This window comes from Leisingera sp. ABM4_060 (assembly GCF_056158765.1).
The window spans coordinates 1,289,678-1,312,342 of the sequence record NZ_JBSWTX010000001.1 but is presented as its reverse complement, the minus strand read 5'-3'; the positions used below and the strand labels follow the sequence as shown (position 1 = coordinate 1,312,342).

Below are 22,665 nucleotides of genomic sequence, written 5' to 3'. Positions count from 1 at the left end.
TATCGGAGTTTCTTATGACAATCAATCGCAGGGCACTTTTGACCGGACTGGCCGCGGCCCCCGCAGCGGCGCTGGCCGCCGGGGCCATGGCTCCCGCATTTGCAGCAGCAGGAGGGACCGCAATTCCAGAGCCTGCCGTTCACGCCTTCACCTTGGGGGACGCCAGGGTCACCGTGCTGCTGGACGGGCATCTGCCCCTCGGCACGCAGCTGATCAATGACTATGACGCAGGCAAGGCGGAGGAGGTGCTGGCCAAAGGGCTGCACCGGCTGCAGAACGATGCGCTGCAGATCCCGGTTAACGGCTATCTGGTGGAGCGTGGCGGCCAGAAGCTGCTGATCGACACCGGCACCGCACAGCTGATGGGACCGGAGTTGGGGCTGGGGGCGCTGGGCGCGGGTCTGGCCGCAGCCGGCGTAGCACCCGAGAGCATCGGCACGGTGCTGCTGACCCATATCCACCCGGATCATTCCGGCGGGCTGATCACCCCGGACGGTGCGGCGGCCTTTGCCAACGCGGAACTGGTGGTGGCGCAGCGCGAATGGGATTTCTGGCATGACGATGCCATTCTGGCCGGCGTCCCCGAAAGCAGCCGCGGCTTCTTCGATATGGCGCGCCGCTCGGTTGCGCCTTATGCAAACCGGCTGAAACTGCTGCAAGGGGAGCGCGAAGCGGCGCCGGGGTTCACAGCTTTGGACCTGCCGGGCCACACGCCGGGCCACACCGGCTTCATGCTGGATGCAGGCGGCGAGGGGCTGCTGTTCTGGGGCGACCTGATCCACAGCACCGCCTTGCAGTTCGCGCTGCCGGAGTGGACCATCGCCTTTGACACCGACCCGGCACAGACCGCGCAGACCCGGCGGCGGATGATGGACCGGGCAGCGGCAGACAATCTGCTGGTGACAGGCGCGCATCTGGACTTTCCGGCGCTGGGGCGGGTGCTGCGGCAGGGCGAGGCTTTTGCCTATCAGGCAGCGCCTTGGCAGTTCGGTCTCTGAGGGCTGGCAATCGCCCTGAAAAACACCCCGCCGCGCCGCCTGGGACGGCGCGGCGGAATCCCTTGTTTCCTTCTGATGCGCCTTGCGTTAAAGGCTGCGCAACCGAGTTGAAGGAGCCAAGTGATGACCAGCGGCAAGAACGGCCTGACCTATGCAGATGCAGGCGTGGACATTGATGCGGGCAACGCCCTGGTTGACCGGATCAAGCCGGCCGCCAAGCGCACCAACCGCTCTGGCGTGGCCAGCGGCCTGGGCGGCTTTGGCGCGCTGTTCGACCTGAAGGCTGCCGGCTACAACGACCCGATCCTGGTCGGCGCCACCGACGGCGTCGGCACCAAGCTGCGGATCGCCATCGACACCGGTGTGGTGGACGGCGTTGGCATCGACTTGGTGGCGATGTGCGTCAATGACCTGGTCTGCCAGGGTGCGGAACCGCTGTTCTTCCTGGATTACTTTGCGACCGGCAAGCTGGAAACCGAGATCGCCGCGCGCATCATCGAAGGTATCGCCGAAGGCTGCGTGCGCTCCGGCTGCGCGCTGATCGGCGGTGAGACTGCGGAAATGCCGGGCATGTACCCGGAAGGCGATTTTGACCTCGCAGGCTTTGCCGTGGGCGCAATGGAGCGCGGCACCGCGCTGCCCGAAGGTGTGCAGGAAGGCGACGTTCTGCTGGGGCTGGCGTCCGACGGTGTGCACTCCAATGGCTACTCGCTGGTGCGCAAGCTGGTGGAGGTCTCGGGCCTTGGCTGGGACGCGGACTGCCCGTTTGGTGAAGGCTCCCTGGGCGCCGCACTTCTGACCCCGACGCGCCTTTACGTTAAACAGTGCCTGGCTGCTGTGCGGGCAGGGGGCGTGCGTGCGCTGGCTCATATCACCGGTGGCGGCCTGACCGAGAACCTGCCGCGGGTACTGCCCGAGGATCTGGGTGCAGACATCGACCTGAACGCTTGGGAATTGCCGCCCGTGTTCAAATGGATGGCAGACACCGGCAGCATCGCCGAAGCTGAGATGCTGAAGACCTTCAACTGCGGCATTGGCATGATCCTGTCGGTCGCGGCCGACCGCGCTGATGCGCTGAGCGAAGTACTGGCCGCAGAAGGTGAGACCGTGACCCGCCTGGGCACCGTGACCGCAGGCGCGGGCATGCGCTACTCGGGCAAGCTGCTGTGAGCCACAAGAAAGTCGCCATCCTGATTTCCGGGGGCGGCTCCAACATGGTGTCGCTGCTGGACAGCATGACCGGGGATCACCCGGCGCGCCCCTGCCTGGTCCTGTCCAACAATGCCGATGCAGGCGGGCTGGCCAAGGCCGCGGCGGCAGGCGTGGCTACTGCCGTTGTTGACCACCGCCCGTTCAAGGGCGACCGCGAAGCCTTTGAGGCAGAACTGGTGAAACCCATCTTTGAGGCCGGGGCGGACATCGTCTGCCTTGCGGGCTTTATGCGGGTGCTGACCGCCGGTTTCGTGTCGCAGTTCGAAGGCCGGATGCTGAATATCCATCCGTCGCTCTTGCCCAAGTACAAGGGGCTGCACACCCATGCCCGCGCGCTTGAGGCGGGCGACGCCGAGCATGGCTGCTCTGTGCATGAGGTGACGCCGCGCCTGGATGACGGGCCGCTCCTGGGTCAGGCCCGGGTGCCGGTGCTGAAGGGTGACACGCCGGATACGCTGGCGGCACGGGTGCTGGTTGAAGAACATAAACTCTATCCGGCGGTGCTGCGCCGTTATGCCGCTGGAGACAAAACGCCGGTTCTGCTGGGCTGAGGCCCGGTTGATTGCAATGCCGGGGCCAAGCGCGTATCACGATCTGACCCCACTAGATTGAAAAGCCGTTATTGATGAAAACTCTGACCACCACCGAAGACCTGCAGTCCTTTTGCGAAGCTGCTGCCCAGCATCCTTATGTCACGGTGGATACTGAGTTTTTGCGGGAACGGACCTATTACTCCAAGCTCTGCCTGATCCAGCTGGCCTTTTCCGGCGACGGCGAAAATGATGCGGTGCTGGTGGATCCGCTGGCCGAGGGCATCTCTCTGGAACCGCTCTATGACCTGTTCCGCAACGAGAATGTCGTGAAGGTGTTCCACGCCGCGCGCCAGGATCTTGAGATCTTCTGGGTCGACGCGCAGGTCTTCCCCAAGCCTTTGTTCGACACCCAGGTGGCGGCGATGGTCTGCGGCTTTGGCGAACAGGCGGGCTATGAGACGCTGGTGCGCAAGATCGTCAAGCAGGGGCTGGACAAGACCTCGCGCTTTACCGATTGGTCGCGCCGCCCCCTCAGCGAAGCGCAGAAGACTTATGCGCTGGCGGATGTGACCCATCTGCGCAAGATTTATGAGTTTCTGGCGGCCGAGCTGGACAAGTCGGGCCGCGCCCATTGGGTGACCGAAGAGCTGCAGGTGCTGACTGATCCGGCGACCTATGACATCCGCCCTGAAGACGCCTGGAAGCGGGTCAAGACCCGGACCACCTCGGGCAAGTTCCTGGCGGTGGTGCGCGAACTGGCAGCCTTCCGCGAGCAATATGCCCAAACCAACAACGTGCCCCGCAACCGGGTATTCAAGGATGACGCACTGGTGGAGCTGGCCTCGACCAAGCCGCGCAACACGGGCGAGCTGGGCGGCTCCCGCCTGCTGCTGCGCGAGGCCCGCAAGGGCGCGATTGCCGAAGGCATTCTGCAGGCCGTGGCCAAGGGCGTCGCCTGCCCGGCGGAAAACCAGCCCAAGATGGACCGCAGCAAGGAGAAACTGCAGGTGAATCCTGCGCTGGCGGACCTGCTGCGGGTGCTTCTGAAGGCCAAGACCGAAGCCGAGGGTGTCGCCGCCAAGCTGATTGCCCCCAGCGCCGATCTGGACGCCATTGCGGCGGGCTTGCGCGATGTGCCTGCCCTCAGCGGCTGGCGGCGTGAAGTGTTCGGTGCCGATGCCCTGCGCCTGTGCGAGGGCAAGATCGGTCTGGCAGCAAAAGGTCAGGATGTGAAAGTGGTAGTGCTTTAGATCCTGGCACGAGCAGCAAAAGAAAACGCCCGCATCCGCGGGCGTTTTTTGTTTCCGGCATCAGGTTTCCCGGGTCAGCGGCGGCGGCTCTCGCGGGCGTTCTCCGCCGCATTGACGCGCACAGTCCGGATGCCGTCCAGATCCTGTTCGGACACGGTGCGGGCCGCATGCACCGTGCGGCTGAACGCGCTGCCGCTGGGGGTCTGAAATTCGGGGTAAACAACCCGGAAGTCAAAGGCGAGCACGCCGTCCTCCGGCAGTTCAACCGGGCGCAGTTCTACGTTGTAGGCGCCCTGGCGGCTGGCAATTGCGGTGGCATAGATGATGGCGCCCGCAGCGGTCCGCTCGACCCGCAGGTCCGAGATCTGGCTGATCAGAACCGTGGTATCCTCGGGTTCGGGGCGGGCAAAAATGCCTCTGGGATTGCTCTCCTGCGGCAGCAGGGGGTTGCTGTTTGCTGCCACGGTCTCTTCAGCGGGCTGCGACTGGCCGAACCAGTTGGACGGGTTGATCCGCGACTCTTTCCAGCCGCAGCCTGCCAGCACCAGCGCGCCGGCCAATGTGATCGCCAATGGTTTCTGCATTCGTCCCCGCCCCAATCGAAATTGCTTTGCAAGGGATTACCCGATTGGCTGCGGCTTGAAAAGCGGTTGAAATACAGGCGGCAGCGGCTTAGGTGCTGATCTGCCCCAGGACGCGTAATTGAGGATTGACTGGCGATGGCCACAGCTGCCTTTGAAGAGATCGTGGAAGACTTCGAGTTCATGGAGGACTGGGAGGACCGCTACCGCCATGTGATCGACCTGGGCAAGGCGATGGAACCGCTGGAGGAGGCGCTGAAAGTGCCGGCCACCAAAGTGGACGGCTGCGCCAGCCAGGTCTGGCTGCATGCCACGGTGGAGGGCGGCGCGTTCCGGTTTGACGGCGACAGCGACGCGATGATCGTGCGCGGGCTGATTGCGGTGCTGCGGTGCCTGTATAACGGTCTGCCGGTTCAGGATGTGGCTGCCGTGGACGCCAAGGCTGAATTGGGGCGGCTGGGTCTGAACGAGCATCTGTCCTCGCAGCGCTCCAATGGCTTGCGTGCGATGATTGAGCGGGTGCGCGAAACCGCGATGGCGAGCGCCTGAAGCGGGCCAGGCGAGGGGCCGGCCCCTCGCGCTCCCCGGAGTATTTTTGGCAAGATGAAAGGCTACCGGGCCCAGTTCGTCATGGCGGCTTCCAGATCGCCGTAGCCGGTGTGGCGGTGTTCGAACTCAAGCCCCATGCGCTCGGCGCATTCCTGTGCCTTTTCCATCAGCCTGGGGTCATTGACCTGTGACTGGTAGACCAGCTTGGTGTAGTTGCCGAAGACCATATCCCGAAGTTCAGGGTTCTTATCGAGCCCCATCGGCCGCCAGACAAAGGCGTCAAACTGCTTGACCAGGAAATCGGTCAGATAAAAGGCGGTGATTTCGCCTGCGTCCGCGTGGGCGGCAAAGGTTTCGTTGCCTTCGAAAAAGGAATAGCAATGCGGGCCTGCCACCATTTCGACACCCAATTCCGCGCATTTGCGCTCCAGCGCGCCGCCGGTGCCGCAGTCGGCGTAGACCACGAAGATCTTGTCATAAACGGCTGAATGCTTGGCCACGGCACCGTCAACGGCGTCGACGATCTGCTCCGGGTAAAGGTGCAGCTTGGCGGGCAGGCAGGTGAGGTCGATGTGATCCATGCCGTTTGCATCCTTGATGGCAAGGATCTCGCGCGCCAGCGCGCCGCAGGCAATCAGCAGGATGCGGCCGGTCTTCTTTTCGGGCGCGGCCAGGCCCTGTTCGGTGAGGGAAGCTTCCTCAAGCGTCCGCCCGGTGGGAGGACGGAAGGCAGCCCGCTCAGTCAAGCGGGCTGCACGTCCTTTGCGTGCCAAATCAGGCGCTCATCGAGTTGTGCTTGCGCGCAACGAAGTCCTTGGCCATTTCCACGGCCACGGCTGCGTCACGGCAATAGCCGTCGGCGCCGATTGCCTTGCCGAACTCTTCGTTCAGCGGCGCACCGCCGACCAGCACGATGTAGTCGTCGCGCAGGCCCTGCTCGACCATGGTGTCGATAACCACTTTCATGTAGGGCATGGTGGTGGTCAGCAGAGCCGACATGCCGAGGATGTCCGGCTTGTGCTCTTCCATGGCTTCCAGATAGTTCTCGACCGGGTTGTTGATGCCGATGTCGACAACCTCAAACCCTGCGCCTTCCATCATCATGGACACGAGGTTCTTGCCGATGTCGTGGATGTCGCCCTTGACGGTGCCGATGACCATGGAGCCCACGCGCGGCGCGCCGGTTTCGGCCAGCAGCGGCTTCAGGATGGCCATGCCGCCCTTCATCGCGTTTGCCGCCAGCAGCACTTCCGGCACGAACAGGATGCCGTCGCGGAAGTCGGCGCCGACGATTGTCATGCCGCCAACCAGTGCTTTGGTCAGAATGTCGTAGGGAGTCCAGCCGCGCTCGAGAAGGATGTTCACACCTTCTTCGATTTCCTCTTTGAGACCATCATAGAGGTCATCAAACATCTGCTGAACAAGTTCCTCGTCATCGAGTTCAGAGAGGATGATGTCTTCTTCGTCCGACATTCGCTTAATCCTTGCTTACGGGGCGGGATGCCCCGTGTTGGCCTAGTTTTGGAACTTTTGTGACAGAATGCCGCCGCTCGACTGCATTGTTTGCGACATTGCTGTTGTCCGAACCGACCTATAGGAGGAAATTCGGCTTATTGATACTTCGGATTATGCATGAAAATCTTCAGTTCTGCGCATTTGTTCTTTATTTGTTCTTGCTGCAGATGCATAATCGAGCCATGCCTTACCACAGCGTTCCCGAACCCATGCGACGCAAAGCGCGCGCGAGCCTCAGCAATGCGGCAGGCCGCTATGAAATGGCACGGGATGCTGTGGATGATGGCTGGTTCCAGGAGGCGGACCCGGAAGTGATTCCCACCGAGGTGCGGGAGGAGGCGGTGCGGTCTCTGATCACCTATAACCGGTCTCCCGACCTGCCGTTCGACCGTTCCATCAATCCGTACCGGGGCTGTGAGCACGGCTGCATCTACTGTTTTGCCCGGCCGACGCATGCCTATTTGGGGCTGTCGCCGGGCATGGATTTTGAAACCCGGCTGGTGGCGCGCCCCAATGCGGCAGCAGTCCTGCGCAAGGAACTGTCGTCGCCGCGTTACCGGGTGGCAACGCTGGCGCTTGGGACCAGTACCGACCCCTATCAGCCATGCGAGCGGGACTATGGCATCACCCGGGCCTGCCTGGAGGTGCTGCGGGATTTCAATCATCCAGTGGCGATCGTGACCAAGGGCGCGATGGTGGAGCGGGACCTGGACATCCTGGCGCCGATGGCGGCCAAGGGGCTGGTGCGGGTGGGAATTTCCGTGACGACCCTGGATCCGGACCTGTCGCGGCGGATGGAGCCGCGGGCGCCGCTGCCCGCCCGGCGGCTGGCGGCCATCCGGCGGCTGACGGATGCAGGCGTGCCGGTGCGGATCATGACCTCGCCCGTTGTTCCGGGGCTGACAGATCATGAGCTGGAGGCGCTGCTGGCTGCCGGGGCAGAGGCGGGGGCGGATGCCGCGAGCTGGATCATGCTGCGGCTGCCGCGGGAAGTGTCGGAGCTGTGGCAGGAATGGCTGGCCGAGCATGAGCCTGGCCGAGCGGCCAAGGTGATGGCGCGGCTGCGGGAGATGCATGGAGGGCGCGACTATGATCCGCGCTGGGGCCACCGGATGCGCGGCGAGGGCCGCTATGCCGAAATGGTCGCGCAGCGGTTCAAGGCAGCCTGCAAGCGCCTGGCGCTCAGCGAGCGCAGCCCGGAGCTGCGAACGGATCTGTTTGCCCGCCCGCCGCAGCCGGGAGATCAGCTCGCCCTGTTTTGATCCTGTATAAAGACGCCGGTCCGGCGCATTTGTGCTATGCTAGGTGCACAATGACGGAAAGGAAGGTGTCTCATGACCTCTGTCGCGATCAAAGCGCGGGTCACGGGCCGCGTGCAGGGCGTGGCCTTCCGTACCTGGGCCAAGGCGGAAGCGGTGCGCCACGGGCTGGCCGGCTGGGTCCGCAACGAGCCGGATGGCTCTGTGAAAGCATTGCTAATGGGGCCGGCAGGCAGCGTCGCGGATATGGTGCGCCGCATGGGCCGCGGACCGGGGGCGGCGGCGGTGAAGGATGTGCTGACCGAAAAGACCGATCCGGAACCGGGGCTGACCGGGTTCCGGATTGTCAGGTAGGCTGATCCGCCCAGAGTTGCGCCTGTACAAAGATACGCCTGCAAGGGGTCCCCGCAGGCGCGCCGGGGGTTGAGCCGGGAGGGCGGAAGCCGAAACCGGCCGCGCCGCTTGGTTCCATGAAAGGACACGCCGCCGCATGCGGGCATGCGGCGGGGTATCTTTTTGGAAAATCAAATTGTTTCCCGCGTGCCGCGGTCCTGCCGGTTCAGGCGCGGCGGCGGCGGCGGGGGCGGCGCTCGCCGCCGGCATTCGCGTCTTCACCAGTGCCGTCGCTGTCAGAGGTGAAGGGGCCGAGCAGTTCGACGATTTCCTCCAGCGCCGGGCGGTCGCCGCGCGGCCGGGTGTCCAGCGCCTCGCGCATGGCGCGGAGGTGGGCGGGCATGGTGCCGCAGCAGCCGCCAATGATCTTGGCGCCGGCATTGCGCGCCATGACCGCATATTCGCCCATCAGATCGGGCGTGCCGTCATAATGGATGTGGCCGTCGACATATTTCGGAATGCCGGCATTGCCCTTGGAGATGACCGGACGTTCGGTGCCTTGCGCGGCAAAGCCCAGAACGGTGCGCAGAATGTCGGATGCGCCGGTGCCGCAGTTGGCTCCAAAGGCCAGCGGGGCATTGTCAAACTCTTCCACCAGCTGGGCCAGATCCGCCGAAGTCACACCCATCATGGTGCGTCCTGCGGTGTCAAAACTCATGGTGCCGCACCAGGGCATGCCGGCCAGTTTGAACGCTTCTGCAGCAGCGCGGAACTCTTCCGGGGCCGAGATGGTCTCGACCCACAACACATCCGCGCCGCCTTCCTTCAGGGCGTCTGCCTGCTCATGGAACATTTCCACTGCGAGGGAATGTGACATCTCGCCAACGGGCTGAAAAATCTCACCGGTCGGGCCGACCGAGCCGGCCACTGCAATTTTGCGCTCCGCCTTGTCGGCAACTTCGCGGCCGAGTTCTGCAGCGGCGCGGTTCAGCTCGCGCACCCGGCCCTGGGCGTCGTGCAGCTTGAGGCGCGCTGCGGTGCCGCCAAAACTGTTGGTCAGGAACAGGTCGCTGCCCGCATCCACCGACCCCTGATACAGCGCCATGATCTTCTTGGGCTCATCGGTGTTCCACAATTCAGGCGCATCGCCGGATTGCAGCCCCATGGCAAACAGGTTGGTGCCGGTCGCACCGTCCGCCAGCAGAACGTCTTTGGTCTCAAGCAAATGAGTGAAGGTGTTGGTCATAGCTCATGTCCCGATCAGGGGCCGCCGCAAAACGGAGTGCGGGCGGCTGGTAGGTCTGGTGTTCTCTCTCATGCCGTATGGGCAAGCGCAATTTCATTTTCTTCATCTTCATTATGAGTTTGCGTGCCCGGTGCAGCTGGCATCACCGCGGGCGGGCGGTGCACCAGGCGCACAAGTTCGGCAATGCAGAGCGCCATCTGCAGCCAGCCTGGCGCGGCCATGTAGCGGGGCTCCCATGACGGGGCAAAACAGGTCTTGAAACGGCGCAGGCCGCGGTCGACGCCTTTGGCCAGCCGGTGATCCGGGACTGCAGCCAGCGACAGGCGGCTGATCCCGGCGGCGGCGGCTGAAGAAATTCCTGCGCGCACCAGGGCGTGGCCGGTGCCGTCCGGCGCATCCGGGCGCAGGCGGATCAGGTCGAGGCACCATTCGCGCGAAGATGCATGGAAGCTGGCGAAACCGATCAGTTTCCCTTCCAGGAAAGCCAGAACAACTTCTTGCCCGGCGATGTAGCCTGGCTCGAACCGGCCCATCGTTGTGCCATAGGCGGTGCCGTGGGCGGCCTGCCAGGCTGCGTCCACCTCTTGCATCTGATCAAGCGGCAGCGAGGCGCCTGCCGAAAAGGCCTCCAGCCTAGCCTTTTCCGCGTGGCGCAGTTTGCGGCGCAGCTGGCGGCGGCTGGATCCCTTTTCGGCAAAGGCTAAAGGGTTCAGCACGGCCTCTTCGGCAATCCGCAGAACCCGCCATCCGGCCTTGCGCGCCGTTAATGCAGTGCGGGGGGCGCACTTATAGTAGCAGGCGGCAGCATTGCGGCTGCGGGCGTGGGCTGCCAGCGGGGCAAATGTCTCCTGGGTGATGCCGGAGAGGGGGTCAAACAGCGCGACCGAGGCTTGCGGCGTGTTCAGCAGCGCCACCTGATTGAGGCCGAAGGCCTGCACATGGCCGCCGTTTTGCCGGATGATTCCGGCTTCAGAGCATGGCCGGTCTTTGGGGAGAGCAGCGGGCGACAAAGCGCGGCTGCCTTGCAGATCCGTGTCTTCCAGGGGCTTGTTGCGCACCGGGATGAGGCCGGGGAAGATCAGCAGCAGGCCTGCCAGAGCGGCCGGAACAGCGTAATAGACCAGCCGGAAGGCCAGCAGCCCGGCAATCAGCGTGCTGTCAGGCACCGCGGGAAGCAAAGCACAGAGGGCAAGTTCAAACGGGCCCGCACCGCCTGGAGCGGAGGAGACGACCGCCAGCCCCAGCGCCACGGCATAGGCCGTCAGGAGCGGTGCCCAGGAGACGCCGGCGCCTTCCGGCAACAGCAGCCACAGGGCGGTTCCAGCCGCCGCAACATCCACCACCGCCCAGAACCCCAGCGCGGCCATCGCGGTCAGCGAGGGCCAGCGCAGCTTGAACCGGAACAGCGGCATTTCCGGGTGAAGAAAGCTGGCAGCGGAAATGGCCGTGGCTGCCAAAAGGATCAGCGCCCCGGCCCAGCCCAGGCCCGGCGCAGGCGGCGCTAGGATCAGCGCCGCACCGCAAATCACTGAAAGTGCAGCAAGAAATGTCGCTGCCACCAGGGCGGTCAGCTGGCCTGCCTGCAGCGGCGCAAGCCCCGGCAGCAGCCGCCAGCGCGCATAGGCGCCGGTGAACAGGCCGAACCCGGCGGTTTGCGAAAAGGCAATCGCTGCGATGCCCGCGCGCCGCGCCGCGGGCCCGTCCAGCCCGGTTTGCAGATGCCGGTGAGCAACGGAATCATAGCGCCCCAATGCCCAGAAACTGAGGGCGGTTGCCAGGGCCGCGCCCGCCCATTTCCAGGCGGGCAGCCCAGCCAGCACGGCGCCAAGCTCGGCCAGCGGCGGCAGCTCCGTTTGCGCCTGCAGCAGCCAGAGGCAGCCGCCCATGACCAGAAACGGCAGTGTCAGCCGGATCAGCCGCACAGCCGGTCTGGGGGCAGGGGATTTTGAAAACAGCATGACAGTCCTGAACAGGCGGAGCAGAGAGGCATTCCAAGCCAGTCTAGGGGCAGCGGTTTTCAGTTCGGTTAACCTCTAAAATTGTGCGGGGATGTGCAAATGCAATCCCGGCCTGACGCAGCCAATTGCCAAGCCGGACGCGCAGGACGCGCCGGGCGTTCGATCCGGGCATCGCGGGCGGAAACAGGCGCCGGGCGCGGGGTCAGCCGGCCTCTTGCAGGATCTCTTGCTGGGCCTGAGGCATCATCTCGCGGATCTTGCTGCGGATCTGCTCCTGAGTGGCCCGGTAGCCGAGATCGCCGTACAGCTTTCGCACCAGATCCTCGTGGCCTGCTTCTTCCAGGTCGGCGGCAACGACGGTTTGAGCGTATTCCTCGGCTGCCAGCCCGGATTTACCTAAAAGCTCAGCTGCCCAAAGCCCGACCAGCTTGTTGCGGCGGGCACGGGCGTTGAACTGCATTTCCTCGTCATGCGCGAATTTGGCTTCGAAGGCCTGTTCGCGTTCGTCGAATGTCGTCATGGCTGATCCTCTTTAACCGCTTGCACATTTGTAATGATAGGAGTGTGATCCCCCTCCAGGGCAAGAAAAAACTGAGCCGGTCAAAGCCCTTGCCCGGCGCGGCCCGCCTTGTGCAGGCCTGCTGGCCTGCCGCCGGGGCAGGCGGGCGCGCCACCATGGATGCGGACAGAGGGGTGCCGGCCCGCTGCAAGCTTGCGGCGCGGCCCCCCTTGCACTATGAGGGCGGCACATCGCAGGGCCGGATTCCCGGCATTGACCCGAAAGGTTCCCAATGGCGCGTCGCAAGAAAATCTACGAAGGCAAGGCAAAGACATTGTATGAAGGCCCCGAGCCGGGCACCATTGTGCAGTATTTCAAGGACGACGCCACCGCCTTCAATGCTGAAAAGCACAACGTGATCGAGGGCAAGGGCGTCCTGAACAATATTCTCAGCGAGTTCTTCATGCTGGGGCTGGCGCAGATCGGCGTGCCGACCCATTTCCTGAAGCGGCTGAACATGCGCGAGCAGCTGGTGCGCAGCTGCGAGATCGTGCCGCTGGAAGTGATCGTGCGCAACTATGCGGCCGGGTCCATCTCCAAGCGCCTGGGCATTGATGAAGGCACCCAGCTGCCGCGCCCGATCGTGGAGTACTGCTACAAGGACGACGCCCTGGGCGACCCGCTGGTCACCGAAGAGCATATTGCCGCATTCGGCTGGGCAAGCCAGCAGGACATGGACGACATCCTGAGCCTGGCGCTGCGGGTGAATGATTTCCTGTCCGGCGTGTTCCTGGCCGTCGGCATCCGCCTGGTCGACTTCAAGATCGAGATCGGCCGTGTGTATGAGGGCGATTTCCAGCGCCTGGTCATTGCCGATGAAATCAGCCCCGACAGCTGCCGCCTGTGGGACATCAAGACCGGCCAGAAGCTGGACAAGGACGTGTTCCGCCGCGACCTGGGCAGCCTGACCGATGCCTACAGCGAAGTGGCGCGGCGTTTGGGCGTGATGCCGAATAATCCGCCGGCGCCGGGCAAGCCGACGCTGGTGAACTGATCCGGTCCCGCCCTGCTGACAGGGCGGGATTTTGAGTATTTTTGGAAAGATGAAGCCTAGATGAGGCTTCGCCATCGAAAACCTGAGGGATGATGCGATGAAGGCACGGGTGCATGTGATGCTGAAGAACGGGGTTCTGGATCCGCAGGGCGAGGCGGTGCGCCACGCGCTGGGGGCTCTGGGCTTTGACAAGGTCGAAGGCGTGCGTCAGGGCAAGGTGATTGACCTGGATCTGGCCGAAGGCGCCACCGAGGCCGACGTTACCGCGATGTGCGAGAAACTGCTGGCCAACACCGTGATCGAATCCTACAGCATCGAGATGGCCTGATGAAAGCGGCGGTTGTTGTTTTCCCGGGTTCGAACTGCGACCGCGATCTGGCGGTGGCGTTTGAGCAGGCCGGTTTCGACGTGTCGATGGTCTGGCACAAGGACAGCGCGCTGCCCGAAGGCGTCGACATCGTCGGCGTGCCGGGCGGCTTTTCCTATGGCGACTATCTGCGCTGCGGTGCCATCGCGGCCCAGTCGCCGATCTGCAAGGCCGTGATCGAACATGCGGACCGCGGCGGCTATGCCATCGGCGTCTGCAACGGCTTTCAGATCCTGACCGAAACCGGCGTGCTGCCTGGGGCGCTGCTGCGCAACGCAGGCCTGAAATACATCTGCCGTACCGTGGGCCTGAAAGTGGCGACCTCTGACAGCGTCTTCACCCAAGGGTATAACGCGGGCGATGTCATCGGGGTGCCGATTGCCCACCACGACGGCAACTATTTTGCCGATGCGGATACCGTCAAGGCGCTGCAGGATCAGGACCGCGTTGCCTTCACTTATGAGGACAATCCCAACGGTTCGGTCGCGGACATTGCGGGCATCCTGTCTGAAAACCGCCGTGTTCTCGGCATGATGCCGCATCCGGAGCGCGCAGCCGACGAAGGTCATGGCGGCACCGACGGAACGGCCATGTTCCGCGCATTGGCCGGCATGGTCACCGCGGCGTGACTTGAGAAGGCGGGGCGGCCGCAATAGGTATAGGCTATGACCGCCCCGCGCTCTGATTTGACCAAATCAAAACCCAGGACCGGCTCGCGCACGATTTCGTGGCGCGCCCGGCTGGCGCTTGTGCTGTTCATGGCGGTCGCAGCCATCACTGTCTGGACCACCAACCGGGCGCTGACCCACCGCTTCACCGAAAGCACCCGCAACCGGGCCGAGCTGCGGCTGGCGCTCTATTCCGGCAACCTGCTGAGCGAGCTGCGCCAGCACGCCATCGTGCCGCAGCTGCTGGCGCGCGACCAGACGCTGATCTCGGCCCTGCAATCCAGCGATTTTTCCCTCTCCACCCAGCGGTTGATCTCCTTTGTCGATGAGATCGGCGCCGCTTCGATCATGCTTTTGGCACAGGACGGCCGCACCGTGGCGGCCACCGACCGCAACCGGCTGGGCGAGAGCCACCGCAATGCCGCCTATTTCGTCGATGCGGTGCGTGCCAAGTCGACAGTTTTCTCGGTGATCCCGCGCGAGGTGGGCGGCTACCGCTTTACCTATTCGCGGCGGATGGTGGATGCGACCGGCGTGCTAGGCGCCATTGTGGTTGAGGTCGACCTGCAGAAATTCGAACGCGCCTGGGCGGGGATTTCCGACGCGGTGCTGGTCACCGACAGTACCGGCAACATCATCCTGGCAACCGAAGCGCGCTGGCGCGGGCTGCAAGAGGGCGATGCGCTGACCTTGCAGACGCCCGAGGGCGCCATTCAACGGGCGATCCGCGCGACCACCGACTGGACTGCACTGCCGCCGGACGCCTACCTGCAAGGCGAAGCCGTGATGCGGCTGGAGACCCGGGTGCCGTTCCAGGGCTGGCGGATGGCCTCTTTCACCACCTATTCCTCGGTGCGCGAGCGGGTAAACGCGGTGCTGGCGCTGGAAATCATGGGATTCGCCATCCTGCTGGCGCTGGCCTTCTATGCGCTCAGCCGGAAAACCGCGCTGCGGATGGCGCTGTTTCAACGCGAGTCGGCAGAGCTTCGCGTATTGAACGCTCGCCTCCAGCGGGAAATCGCCGAGCGTGAACGGATGCAAAAGACCTTGGCGGTCGCTGAACAGAGCCTGGCGCAGAGCTCAAAACTGGCGGCCCTGGGCGAGATGTCGGCGGCTGTCAGCCACGAATTGAATCAGCCGCTTGCAGCGATGAAAACCTATCTGGCGGGCGCCCGGCTGCTCTTGAACCGGAACCGCCCGGACGAGGCGCTGGCCTCCTTTGGCCGTATTGACGACCTGATCGAACGGATGGGGGCGATCACCCGGCAGCTGAAGTCCTATGCGCGCAAGGGCGGCGATGCGTTCAGCCCTGTAAACTTGGGCGATGCGCTGGCTTCCAGCCTGTCGATGATGGAGCCGCAGCTGCGCCAGCGGCATGTGAAAATCACCCGGATTTTGCCGGAAGAACCTGTTATGGTGATGGGCGACCGGATGCGGCTGGAACAGGTCATGGTCAACCTCTTGCGCAATGCGCTGGACGCCACCAAATCAGTGGCCGATCCAGAGGTGGAAATCCTTCTGGCCGCGGGCGAGACCGCGACCCTTTCGGTGCGCGACAACGGGGTGGGGATCAAGGACTTCGACGAGCTGTTCGAGCCTTTTTACACCACCAAGCAGCCCGGCGACGGGGTGGGTTTGGGGCTTGCCATCTCCTCGGGGATCGTCAACGACCTTGGGGGACGGCTGACCGCCCGCAACGGGCAGAACGGCGGGGCGGTCTTTGAGATGCAATTGCCGGTCCTGGTGGACGGCATCGAGGCGGCGGAGTGACCGCGGCCCGTAAGAGTTAGGAGAGGACGCGCATGGCACAGGCTATGAAAATCGCGATCGTCGATGATGAACAGGATATGCGGCAGTCGATCAGCCAGTGGCTGGCGCTGTCAGGCTATGACACCGAAACCTTCTCCAGTGCCGAAGAAGCGCTCAAGGTGCTGGGCCCGGATTATCCGGGGATCGTGATTTCCGACATCAAGATGCCGGGCATGGACGGGATGCAGTTCCTGAAAAAGCTGATGGGCAGCGATAGTGCGCTGCCGGTGATCATGATCACCGGCCACGGCGATGTGCCGATGGCGGTGGAGGCGATGCGCGTCGGCGCCTTCGACTTCCTCGAAAAACCCTTCAACCCGGACCGCATGTCAGAACTTGCCAAGCGCGCCACCGGTGCGCGCCGCCTGACGCTGGACAACCGGGCTCTGCGGCGCGAGCTGTCCGACGGCGGCCAGATTATGAAGAAGCTGATCGGACAGAGCCCGGTGATGGAACGCCTGCGAGAGGATATTCTGGACCTGGGTCAGGCCGATGGCCATGTGCTGATCGACGGCGAGACCGGCACGGGCAAAACGCTGGTGGCGCACGCGCTGCACGCGGTTGGCAGCCGCGCGGGCAAGAAATTCGTGCTGATCTCCTGCGCGGCGCTGGAAGAGGAGGCCCTGGCCAAGCGCCTGTTCGGTCCGATGCTGCCGGAAGACAGCATGCTGCCCGCCATCGAGGAGGCCCGCGGCGGAACTCTGGTTCTGGAAGACATCGACGCGCTGTCGGAAACCCTGCAGGCCAAGCTTCTGAGCGTGATCAATGAGCAGGGAACCCCGGCGGAAACCCGGATCATCGCGATTTCGAACCTGCAGGAAGCGGGCAAGACCTGCGAAGACGCCCTGCGCCCGGACCTGTTCTACCGCCTGGCCGCACTGCGCATCACCGTGCCGCCGCTGCGCCAGCGCGGCGAGGACATCCTGACCCTGTTCACCCGCCTCAGCGAACAATTCTCCGAGGAATATGGCTGCGACGCACCGCAAGTGAGCGCTCAGGAAGCCGCGCAGCTCTTGCAGGCCCCCTGGCCGGGCAATGTGCGCCAGCTGATCAACATCGCTGAACGCGCCGTGCTGCAATCGCGCCGCGGCTCCGGCACCATCGCGTCGCTGCTGATGTCGGATCACGAGGAGATGCAGCCGGTGATGACCACCGAAGGCAAGCCGCTGAAGGAATATGTGGAAGCCTTTGAGCGGATGCTGATCGACAACACCATGCGCCGCCACAAGGGCTCGATTGCCAGCGTGATGGATGAGCTGTGCCTGCCGCGGCGGACCTTGAACGAGAAGATGGCCAAATACGGGCTGCAGCGCTCGGATTATCTGGCGTGAGGCCTGCGGCGCCGTTTCCCGGCGCGGGAAACGGCCCGGAAAACGCATGTTTTCCGAGCCGGAATTCGCGTCGAATTCCGGCGCCCGCCTGAAAACTTACCTGAAATTAACGGCTTGCCTGCTAAGGGCAGGCTGTCTGCATTTTAAGGCCTGGCAGAGTCGAATGGCCATTGTCATTACCTATCCACAGGCCTTATGCTGACCCAACGGGCCGGAAACCGGCATTTGGTTTCGCCCGTTCTGATGAGTTTCGCTGGTTATGGCTTTTGTCCGGCAAGATCCGAGAAAGCTGCAGCCAGACCGATTGGCCCCCTGATGCAGGGGGCAGTTTAGCGCCCAAGCCGGAATTTAAACCGGTGAAGGGATAATAGGGCAGGGACGGGACAGCCCGCCTGCCGGAGAAGAACCGCGATGACGCGCGCGAGAGCGAAGAGCACTGAGGCAGGAAGGCCGGGCACTGTCCCCGGGACCACCTGCTGCACCGCGCCGTCCGAGATCGCCCTGACAAGACACCACCCTAAACGCGCGCGGCCGCCTGGAAGCAGAAGGCTTGCGGGCGCACAGGGCAGGTGCACCAAGGAAACATGGCTAAGAAAATGCTTATCGATGCCACCCACGCGGAAGAAACCCGCGTCGTGGTGGTTGATGGAAACAAGGTTGAGGAGTTCGACTTTGAATCCGAAAACAAACGGCAGCTTGCCGGCAATATCTATCTCGCAAAAGTAACCCGGGTCGAACCCTCTCTGCAGGCGGCCTTTGTGGACTATGGCGGCAACCGCCATGGCTTCCTGGCGTTCTCCGAGATCCATCCGGATTATTACCAGATCCCCGTTGCGGACCGTGAGGCCCTGATGGAGGAAGAGCGCGCCTATGCCGAGGCAATGCGCGCCCGCGACGAGGAAGAGGAAGCCAAGCAGTCCAAGCCCAAGCGCTCCCGCAAGTCCAAGTCTTCCGCCAAGGCGGCCAAGGCCTCCTCCGATGATGCGGTTGAGACCAAGGAAGTCGCGACACCGGAAGACCAGCCCGCTGAAATCGCCGGCATGGAGACGATCGACCTGAGCGACAGCGCTGAGGCGGCGGATGAACCGGCTGCAGAGCTGGCCGAGGTTCCGGAAGGGTCCTCGCCGATGGAGCGTGTGGCGGAAACCCCGGTGGAAGACCCGGACGAAGCCGCCGCGGAAGGCGAAGCGGCTGCAGATGCTCCGGAAGGCGATGCAGCGGCTGCTCCGGCAGATGGGGAAGAGCCCAACGCTGAAGCTCCGGCCGAAACAACCGAAGACGAAGCTCCGGCCGGGCCCGCGGAAGACACGGCAGCGGCGCCGGAAGCTGCTGCCGAAGACATTGCTGAGGCCGCGGCGGACACCCCGGCCGCCCCTGAAGCGGAAGATGCTGCGGCAGAAGCCCCGGCGGCAGACGCCAAGGCGGACGACGCTGCTGTTGCTGAGGACAGTGCCGAAGACGCGGCTGACGAAGCCGCCGCCGAAGCTGGCGATGATGGCGATGACGAGGACGACGCCAAGTCCCGCCGGGCTGACGCAACCTCCAAGGATGAAAACATCGAATCCGTTGCGGATGAGGACGACAGCGAGGACATCCGTCCGCCGCGCAAACCCCGTCCGCGCCGCTACAAGATCCAGGAAGTCATCAAGGTCCGCCAGGTTCTGCTGGTGCAGGTCGTCAAGGAAGAGCGCGGCAACAAGGGTGCGGCGCTGACCACCTACCTGTCACTGGCCGGCCGCTACTGCGTGCTGATGCCCAACACCGCCCGCGGCGGCGGTATCTCCCGCAAGATCACCAACGCAGCCGACCGCAAGAAGCTGAAGGACATCGCTACCGAACTGGACGTGCCGACCGGCGCAGGCCTGATTGTGCGCACCGCCGGTGCCAAGCGCACCAAATCCGAGATCAAGCGCGACTACGAATACTTGCAGCGCATGTGGGAACAGATCCGCGAGCTGACGCTGAAGTCTATCGCGCCCGCCAAGATCTATGAGGAAGGCGACCTGATCAAACGCTCGATCCGCGATCTTTACAGCCGCGAGATCGACGAGGTTCTGGTGGAAGGCGACCGCGGCTACCGCATCGCCAAGGACTTCATGAAGATGATCATGCCGTCCCACGCCAAGAACGTGAAGCACTACCAGGAAGGGCTGCCGCTGTTTGCGCGCTACCAGGTGGAAAGCTACCTGGCGGGCATGTTCAACCCGACGGTGCAGCTGAAATCCGGCGGCTATATCGTGATTGGCGTCACTGAGGCGCTGGTGGCGATCGACGTGAACTCCGGCCGTGCCACCAAGGAAGGCTCGATTGAGGAAACCGCGCTCAAGACCAACCTGGAAGCCGCCGAAGAGGTGGCACGCCAGCTGCGCCTGCGCGACCTTGCCGGTCTCATCGTCATCGACTTCATCGACATGGACGAGCGCAAGAACAACGCCGCCGTCGAAAAGCGCATGAAGGACAAGCTGAAGACCGACAGGGCCCGCATCCAGGTGGGCCGGATCTCGGGCTTCGGCTTGATGGAAATGTCGCGCCAGCGGCTGCGCCCTGGCATGATCGAGGCCACCACCGCGCCATGCCCGCACTGCCACGGCACTGGCCTGATCCGTTCTGACAATTCGATGGCGCTTTCGATCCTGCGCCAGATCGAGGAAGAGGGCACCCGCCGCCGCTCCCGCGAGGTGCTGGTGCGCTGCCCGGTCTCCATCGCCAACTTCCTGATGAACCAGAAGCGCGAACATATCGCCCAGATCGAAGCGCGTTACGGCCTGTCCGTGCGCATCGAAGGCGATGTGCATCTGGTCAGCCCGGACTTTGTGCTGGAGAAGTTCAAGACCGCGTCGCGCAATGTGCCTGCGGCAACCGCTCCGGTGGTGTCGGTGGATACCTCGATCATGGATCAGGTGGACGCTGAAGAGGCCAAGCAGGAAGAGGAAGAAGCAGTTGCGGCTGCCGATTCCGCTGAGGACGGCAGCCAGGAGGACAAACCCAAGCGCAAGCGCCGCCGCCGCCGCCGCCGCAAGTCCGGCGCAGGCGATCAGGCTCAGGCTGGTGAGGGCGCAGAAGCGGTTGCTGAGGACCAGGATCAGCCCAAGGAAGACGCCACCGAGGCTGAGGCTGAGGCCGCGGCTGAGGGTGAAGAAGCGGCTCCGGAAGAGGTGAAGGAGAAAAAGAAACCTTCCCGCACCCGCACCCGGTCGCGCAAGTCCAAGCCGAAGAAGGATGAGGTGGAAACTGCAGAGGTTTCTGAAACTTCCGCGGAAGTCGCCGTTTCCGAAGCTGAAACCGGGAAAACTGCGGAAGACGCCCCCGAAGCGGCTGAGCCCGCTGCGGAAGCGGCAGAGGACGCCTCCGGCGAAGCTCCGGCTGCGGAAGCTCAAGCACCCGAAGCCCCTGAGGCAGAGGCCGTTGCTGAAAGCTCAGAACAGGAGGCCGCCGAAGACGCTGATGCGGCTGCTCCGGCTGAAGACACCCCGGCCGAAGAAACCGAAGCGGTGGCAGATGCAGCAGAAGAACCCGCTGCAGAACCAGTTGCTGAGGACGCTGAACCTGTGGCGGAAACCCCCGCTGAAGAAGACCCTGTGCAAGCTGAACCTGCACCGGCAGCTGAGGAAAATCAGCCGGAACCTGCGATGGCAGGGGCCGAAGCTGAGCCGGAACCCGCAGCGCCGCCCAAGCCCAAGCGCCGCGGCTGGTGGTCGATGGGCGGCTGAGCCTCGGAAGAACCAACAAACAAAGGCAGGCCGCTTGGCCTGCCTTTTTTGTACCAGATGCCGGGAAAGCGCCGCTCGGACTTCCGTTTCCCGGCGCGGGAAACGGCCCGGAAAACACGTGTTTTCCGAGCCGGAATTCGTGCCGAATTCCGGCACCCCGGGGCAGGTTCCGTAGCGGTTGCGGGCTTAGCTGCCTTTGCGGATCAGATAGACCTGGTGGCCGGCTCCGTCGCTGTGGCCCAGAAACTCATGGCCCGCCTCGTTGCAGAAATGCGGCACATCGATCACCGCTGCCGGGTCATCGGCCAGCAGCTCCAGCACATGGCCGGGCTGCAGCGCTTTCAGCCGCTTGCGGGCCTTCAGGACGGGCAGCGGGCACAGCAGCCCGATGGCATCCAGGGTCTCTTTGATCTCGCTCATGGTTTTCAGATAAGGGGGATGTTTCATGCTGTCCACAAGGATGTGACCAGCCGCCCCCGTGACGCTGGCCACTTGCTGACATAAGTGTTGGATCATGTTTGGAATCGAGATCATAGACGCAGGGCTGCTCCCTGCCATGCTGGTTGCGCTGCTGGGCGGCGTGATCAGTTTTCTGTCGCCCTGCGTTCTGCCGATCGTGCCGCCGTATCTGGCTTATATGAGCGGCGTCACCATCGGCGAGATGCAGGGCACCGCCGCAGCCCGCCGCAAGGCGGTCATTGCGGCGCTGTTCTTTGTTCTGGGTCTGTCGACCGTGTTCCTGCTCCTTGGTTTCACCGCGTCGGCCTTTGGGGCCTTTGTGCTGCAAAATCAGGAGCTTTTCGCCCAGGTTTCGGGCGTGGTTGTCATTGTCTTCGGCCTGCATTTCCTGTCGGTCTTCCGTATTCCCTTGCTGGACCGGGAGGCGCGGATGGACGCAGGCAAATCCGGCGGTTCGGCGCTTGGCGCCTATGTGCTGGGCCTGGCCTTTGCCTTTGGCTGGACCCCCTGCATCGGTCCGCAGCTGGGTGCCATCCTGTCGCTGGCGGCTTCCGAGGCCTCGGTCAGCCGCGGTACCATCCTGCTGGGCGTCTATGCAGCGGGCCTGGGCATTCCCTTCCTGCTGGCGGCAATGTTCCTCAACCGCTCCATGGTGCTGATGAACAAGATGAAACGCCATATGGGCGCCATCGAGAAGGCCATGGGCGGACTGTTGCTGCTTGTCGGCGTGATGCTGGTGACCGGGCTTTTCACCGAGTTCTCCTGGTGGCTGCTGGAGGCGTTCCCGGCGCTGGCAACGCTGGGCTGAACACCGGGACGAACAAAGGGGCCTTCGGGCCAGCCCTTTACCATAAGTGTTGCAGCCCAGAGATCTCCTCTGGGCTGCTTCAGTTCTCGACATCAGAAGGTAGCTTTCCGACGCTTACCAGTTCTTTACCGGCTTCTTTTCACGAACGATCTTGGGGCCTTTATCGTTGAATAATCTTTTTCCACAAAACGCAGTTGCAGTCTCAACAGAAGCGCGAGCAGAACGCGTCAATGAAGGCCTCTTGCTGTAGCGTGGAATTTGGACACTTTTCGATGTCACACCCGAAGCTATAGACCTTTCGACTGCACATGAACAAACGGCTTCTGTTCCTTTTCCGTTTCCTCCCATGCGATACCAAACCGGGTCCCTCAACGCGATTGTTCCCAAGCAAGTTTCACCGATGAGATTTCGAAATTGTTGTTGGGAAACAATCGGATTGGCATTCGCTGCTACTCCCAAAACTGCTCCTGCACATAAAGTTCCAACAAAGACCATATTGCGCATCCCGATGCTAACTCCCTTAAGC

Annotated in this window: 22 protein-coding genes; 14 read left to right on the top strand and 8 right to left on the bottom strand. The window is 63.4% G+C overall.

Annotated elements, in window-relative coordinates; translation table 11 throughout:
• The first annotated feature begins 14 nt into the window (after nt 1-14).
• From ACXAEH_RS06415 to rnd, 4 genes are all read left to right on the top strand, one after another.
• The gene (locus tag ACXAEH_RS06415) at nt 15-998 is read left to right on the top strand and encodes an MBL fold metallo-hydrolase (RefSeq protein WP_475031630.1); all 984 of its coding nucleotides are present in this window, start codon (nt 15-17) and stop codon (nt 996-998) included.
• 123 nt (nt 999-1,121) lie between these two features.
• On the top strand, nt 1,122-2,168 hold the full coding sequence (gene purM, locus ACXAEH_RS06410; RefSeq protein WP_475031629.1) for a phosphoribosylformylglycinamidine cyclo-ligase: 1,047 nt from the start codon (nt 1,122-1,124) through the stop codon (nt 2,166-2,168).
• A complete protein-coding gene (gene purN, locus ACXAEH_RS06405; RefSeq protein WP_475031628.1) occupies nt 2,165-2,761 on the top strand; it encodes a phosphoribosylglycinamide formyltransferase in 597 nt (198 codons plus the stop codon). Before purM ends, purN begins: the two co-directional genes overlap by 4 nt.
• A 74-nt stretch (nt 2,762-2,835) precedes the next feature.
• Nucleotides 2,836-3,993 carry a ribonuclease D gene (rnd, locus tag ACXAEH_RS06400; RefSeq protein WP_475031627.1) on the top strand — a complete coding sequence of 386 codons (1,158 nt, stop codon included), beginning with the start codon at nt 2,836-2,838 and terminating at the stop codon, nt 3,991-3,993.
• Nucleotides 3,994-4,067: 74 nt separating this feature from the next.
• On the opposite strand, the gene ACXAEH_RS06395 is transcribed toward rnd, so the two are convergent.
• Nucleotides 4,068-4,577 carry a hypothetical protein gene (locus ACXAEH_RS06395; RefSeq protein WP_475031626.1) on the bottom strand — a complete coding sequence of 170 codons (510 nt, stop codon included), beginning with the start codon at nt 4,575-4,577 and terminating at the stop codon, nt 4,068-4,070.
• Between the two features lie 135 nt (nt 4,578-4,712).
• On the opposite strand from ACXAEH_RS06395, the gene ACXAEH_RS06390 reads away from it, so the two are divergent.
• Nucleotides 4,713-5,123 (top strand): SufE family protein, encoded by a 411-nt coding sequence (locus ACXAEH_RS06390; protein WP_475031625.1) that lies wholly within the window; start codon nt 4,713-4,715, stop codon nt 5,121-5,123.
• 62 nt (nt 5,124-5,185) lie between these two features.
• On the opposite strand, the gene ACXAEH_RS06385 is transcribed toward ACXAEH_RS06390, so the two are convergent.
• Together ACXAEH_RS06385 and ACXAEH_RS06380 are read right to left on the bottom strand one after the other, a co-directional pair.
• The gene (locus tag ACXAEH_RS06385) at nt 5,186-5,896 is read right to left on the bottom strand and encodes a DUF1638 domain-containing protein (RefSeq protein WP_475031624.1); all 711 of its coding nucleotides are present in this window, start codon (nt 5,894-5,896) and stop codon (nt 5,186-5,188) included.
• 1 nt (nt 5,897) lies between these two features.
• Nucleotides 5,898-6,596, bottom strand: coding sequence for a corrinoid protein (locus ACXAEH_RS06380; RefSeq protein ID WP_424980210.1), 699 nt, complete (start codon nt 6,594-6,596; stop codon nt 5,898-5,900).
• Between the two features lie 251 nt (nt 6,597-6,847).
• Between ACXAEH_RS06380 and ACXAEH_RS06375 the strand changes: the two genes are divergently transcribed.
• Together ACXAEH_RS06375 and ACXAEH_RS06370 are read left to right on the top strand one after the other, a co-directional pair.
• The gene (locus ACXAEH_RS06375) at nt 6,848-7,900 is read left to right on the top strand and encodes a PA0069 family radical SAM protein (protein ID WP_475031623.1); all 1,053 of its coding nucleotides are present in this window, start codon (nt 6,848-6,850) and stop codon (nt 7,898-7,900) included.
• Between the two features lie 72 nt (nt 7,901-7,972).
• Complete coding sequence (locus ACXAEH_RS06370; protein ID WP_475031622.1) at nt 7,973-8,251, top strand: acylphosphatase; 279 nt, start codon at nt 7,973-7,975, stop codon at nt 8,249-8,251.
• 205 nt (nt 8,252-8,456) lie between these two features.
• On the opposite strand, the gene bmt is transcribed toward ACXAEH_RS06370, so the two are convergent.
• The 3 genes from bmt to ACXAEH_RS06355 all read right to left on the bottom strand — a co-directional run bounded on the left by bmt (nt 8,457) and on the right by ACXAEH_RS06355 (nt 11,954).
• Nucleotides 8,457-9,476 (bottom strand): betaine--homocysteine S-methyltransferase, encoded by a 1,020-nt coding sequence (gene bmt / locus ACXAEH_RS06365; protein ID WP_475031621.1) that lies wholly within the window; start codon nt 9,474-9,476, stop codon nt 8,457-8,459.
• Between the two features lie 68 nt (nt 9,477-9,544).
• Nucleotides 9,545-11,398, bottom strand: coding sequence for a phosphatidylglycerol lysyltransferase domain-containing protein (locus ACXAEH_RS06360; protein WP_475031620.1), 1,854 nt, complete (start codon nt 11,396-11,398; stop codon nt 9,545-9,547).
• 238 nt (nt 11,399-11,636) lie between these two features.
• The gene (locus ACXAEH_RS06355) at nt 11,637-11,954 is read right to left on the bottom strand and encodes a DUF1476 domain-containing protein (RefSeq protein ID WP_475031619.1); all 318 of its coding nucleotides are present in this window, start codon (nt 11,952-11,954) and stop codon (nt 11,637-11,639) included.
• A gap of 271 nt (nt 11,955-12,225) precedes the next feature.
• Here ACXAEH_RS06355 and purC point away from each other — a divergent pair, with 271 nt between their 5' ends.
• The 6 genes from purC (at nt 12,226) to ACXAEH_RS06325 (ending at nt 20,872) form a co-directional block, all read left to right on the top strand.
• Entirely contained in the window at nt 12,226-12,987 is a 762-nt protein-coding gene (purC, locus tag ACXAEH_RS06350) for a phosphoribosylaminoimidazolesuccinocarboxamide synthase (protein ID WP_475031618.1), read from the top strand.
• A gap of 97 nt (nt 12,988-13,084) precedes the next feature.
• Complete coding sequence (gene purS / locus ACXAEH_RS06345; RefSeq protein ID WP_019297460.1) at nt 13,085-13,315, top strand: phosphoribosylformylglycinamidine synthase subunit PurS; 231 nt, start codon at nt 13,085-13,087, stop codon at nt 13,313-13,315.
• On the top strand, nt 13,315-13,983 hold the full coding sequence (gene purQ, locus ACXAEH_RS06340) for a phosphoribosylformylglycinamidine synthase subunit PurQ (protein WP_475031617.1): 669 nt from the start codon (nt 13,315-13,317) through the stop codon (nt 13,981-13,983). The genes purS and purQ overlap by 1 nt, the downstream gene beginning before the upstream one ends.
• 36 nt (nt 13,984-14,019) lie before the next feature.
• Nucleotides 14,020-15,792, top strand: coding sequence for an ATP-binding protein (locus tag ACXAEH_RS06335; protein WP_475031616.1), 1,773 nt, complete (start codon nt 14,020-14,022; stop codon nt 15,790-15,792).
• A 32-nt stretch (nt 15,793-15,824) separates the two neighbouring features.
• The gene (locus ACXAEH_RS06330; protein ID WP_039125397.1) at nt 15,825-17,162 is read left to right on the top strand and encodes a sigma-54-dependent transcriptional regulator; all 1,338 of its coding nucleotides are present in this window, start codon (nt 15,825-15,827) and stop codon (nt 17,160-17,162) included.
• 584 nt (nt 17,163-17,746) lie between these two features.
• Nucleotides 17,747-20,872, top strand: a complete 3,126-nt coding sequence (locus ACXAEH_RS06325) for an Rne/Rng family ribonuclease (RefSeq protein ID WP_475031615.1) — start codon at nt 17,747-17,749, stop codon at nt 20,870-20,872.
• Between the two features lie 186 nt (nt 20,873-21,058).
• Here ACXAEH_RS06325 and ACXAEH_RS06320 read toward each other — a convergent pair whose 3' ends face one another.
• On the bottom strand, nt 21,059-21,292 hold the full coding sequence (locus ACXAEH_RS06320) for a sulfurtransferase TusA family protein (RefSeq protein ID WP_475031614.1): 234 nt from the start codon (nt 21,290-21,292) through the stop codon (nt 21,059-21,061).
• Between the two features lie 94 nt (nt 21,293-21,386).
• On the opposite strand from ACXAEH_RS06320, the gene ACXAEH_RS06315 reads away from it, so the two are divergent.
• Nucleotides 21,387-22,139 (top strand): cytochrome c biogenesis CcdA family protein, encoded by a 753-nt coding sequence (locus ACXAEH_RS06315; RefSeq protein ID WP_475031613.1) that lies wholly within the window; start codon nt 21,387-21,389, stop codon nt 22,137-22,139.
• Between the two features lie 114 nt (nt 22,140-22,253).
• Here ACXAEH_RS06315 and ACXAEH_RS06310 read toward each other — a convergent pair whose 3' ends face one another.
• The gene (locus tag ACXAEH_RS06310) at nt 22,254-22,643 is read right to left on the bottom strand and encodes a hypothetical protein (protein WP_475031612.1); all 390 of its coding nucleotides are present in this window, start codon (nt 22,641-22,643) and stop codon (nt 22,254-22,256) included.
• Nucleotides 22,644-22,665: the final 22 nt, after the last annotated feature.

Excerpts from the sequence above, each read along its gene's own strand:
- ACXAEH_RS06415 (WP_475031630.1), top strand. The coding sequence starts at position 15 with ATGACAATCAATCGCAGGGCACTTTTGACCGGACTGGCCGCGGCCCCC.
- purM (WP_475031629.1), top strand. The coding sequence starts at position 1,122 with ATGACCAGCGGCAAGAACGGCCTGACCTATGCAGATGCAGGCGTGGAC.
- rnd (WP_475031627.1), top strand. The coding sequence starts at position 2,836 with ATGAAAACTCTGACCACCACCGAAGACCTGCAGTCCTTTTGCGAAGCT.
- ACXAEH_RS06395 (WP_475031626.1), bottom strand. The coding sequence starts at position 4,577 with ATGCAGAAACCATTGGCGATCACATTGGCCGGCGCGCTGGTGCTGGCA.
- ACXAEH_RS06390 (WP_475031625.1), top strand. The coding sequence starts at position 4,713 with ATGGCCACAGCTGCCTTTGAAGAGATCGTGGAAGACTTCGAGTTCATG.
- ACXAEH_RS06380 (WP_424980210.1), bottom strand. The coding sequence starts at position 6,596 with ATGTCGGACGAAGAAGACATCATCCTCTCTGAACTCGATGACGAGGAA.
- ACXAEH_RS06375 (WP_475031623.1), top strand. The coding sequence starts at position 6,848 with ATGCGACGCAAAGCGCGCGCGAGCCTCAGCAATGCGGCAGGCCGCTAT.
- ACXAEH_RS06370 (WP_475031622.1), top strand. The coding sequence starts at position 7,973 with ATGACCTCTGTCGCGATCAAAGCGCGGGTCACGGGCCGCGTGCAGGGC.
- bmt (WP_475031621.1), bottom strand. The coding sequence starts at position 9,476 with ATGACCAACACCTTCACTCATTTGCTTGAGACCAAAGACGTTCTGCTG.
- ACXAEH_RS06355 (WP_475031619.1), bottom strand. The coding sequence starts at position 11,954 with ATGACGACATTCGACGAACGCGAACAGGCCTTCGAAGCCAAATTCGCG.
- purC (WP_475031618.1), top strand. The coding sequence starts at position 12,226 with ATGGCGCGTCGCAAGAAAATCTACGAAGGCAAGGCAAAGACATTGTAT.
- purS (WP_019297460.1), top strand. The coding sequence starts at position 13,085 with ATGAAGGCACGGGTGCATGTGATGCTGAAGAACGGGGTTCTGGATCCG.
- purQ (WP_475031617.1), top strand. The coding sequence starts at position 13,315 with ATGAAAGCGGCGGTTGTTGTTTTCCCGGGTTCGAACTGCGACCGCGAT.
- ACXAEH_RS06335 (WP_475031616.1), top strand. The coding sequence starts at position 14,020 with ATGACCGCCCCGCGCTCTGATTTGACCAAATCAAAACCCAGGACCGGC.
- ACXAEH_RS06330 (WP_039125397.1), top strand. The coding sequence starts at position 15,825 with ATGGCACAGGCTATGAAAATCGCGATCGTCGATGATGAACAGGATATG.
- ACXAEH_RS06325 (WP_475031615.1), top strand. The coding sequence starts at position 17,747 with ATGGCTAAGAAAATGCTTATCGATGCCACCCACGCGGAAGAAACCCGC.
- ACXAEH_RS06320 (WP_475031614.1), bottom strand. The coding sequence starts at position 21,292 with ATGAGCGAGATCAAAGAGACCCTGGATGCCATCGGGCTGCTGTGCCCG.
- ACXAEH_RS06315 (WP_475031613.1), top strand. The coding sequence starts at position 21,387 with ATGTTTGGAATCGAGATCATAGACGCAGGGCTGCTCCCTGCCATGCTG.
- ACXAEH_RS06310 (WP_475031612.1), bottom strand. The coding sequence starts at position 22,643 with ATGCGCAATATGGTCTTTGTTGGAACTTTATGTGCAGGAGCAGTTTTG.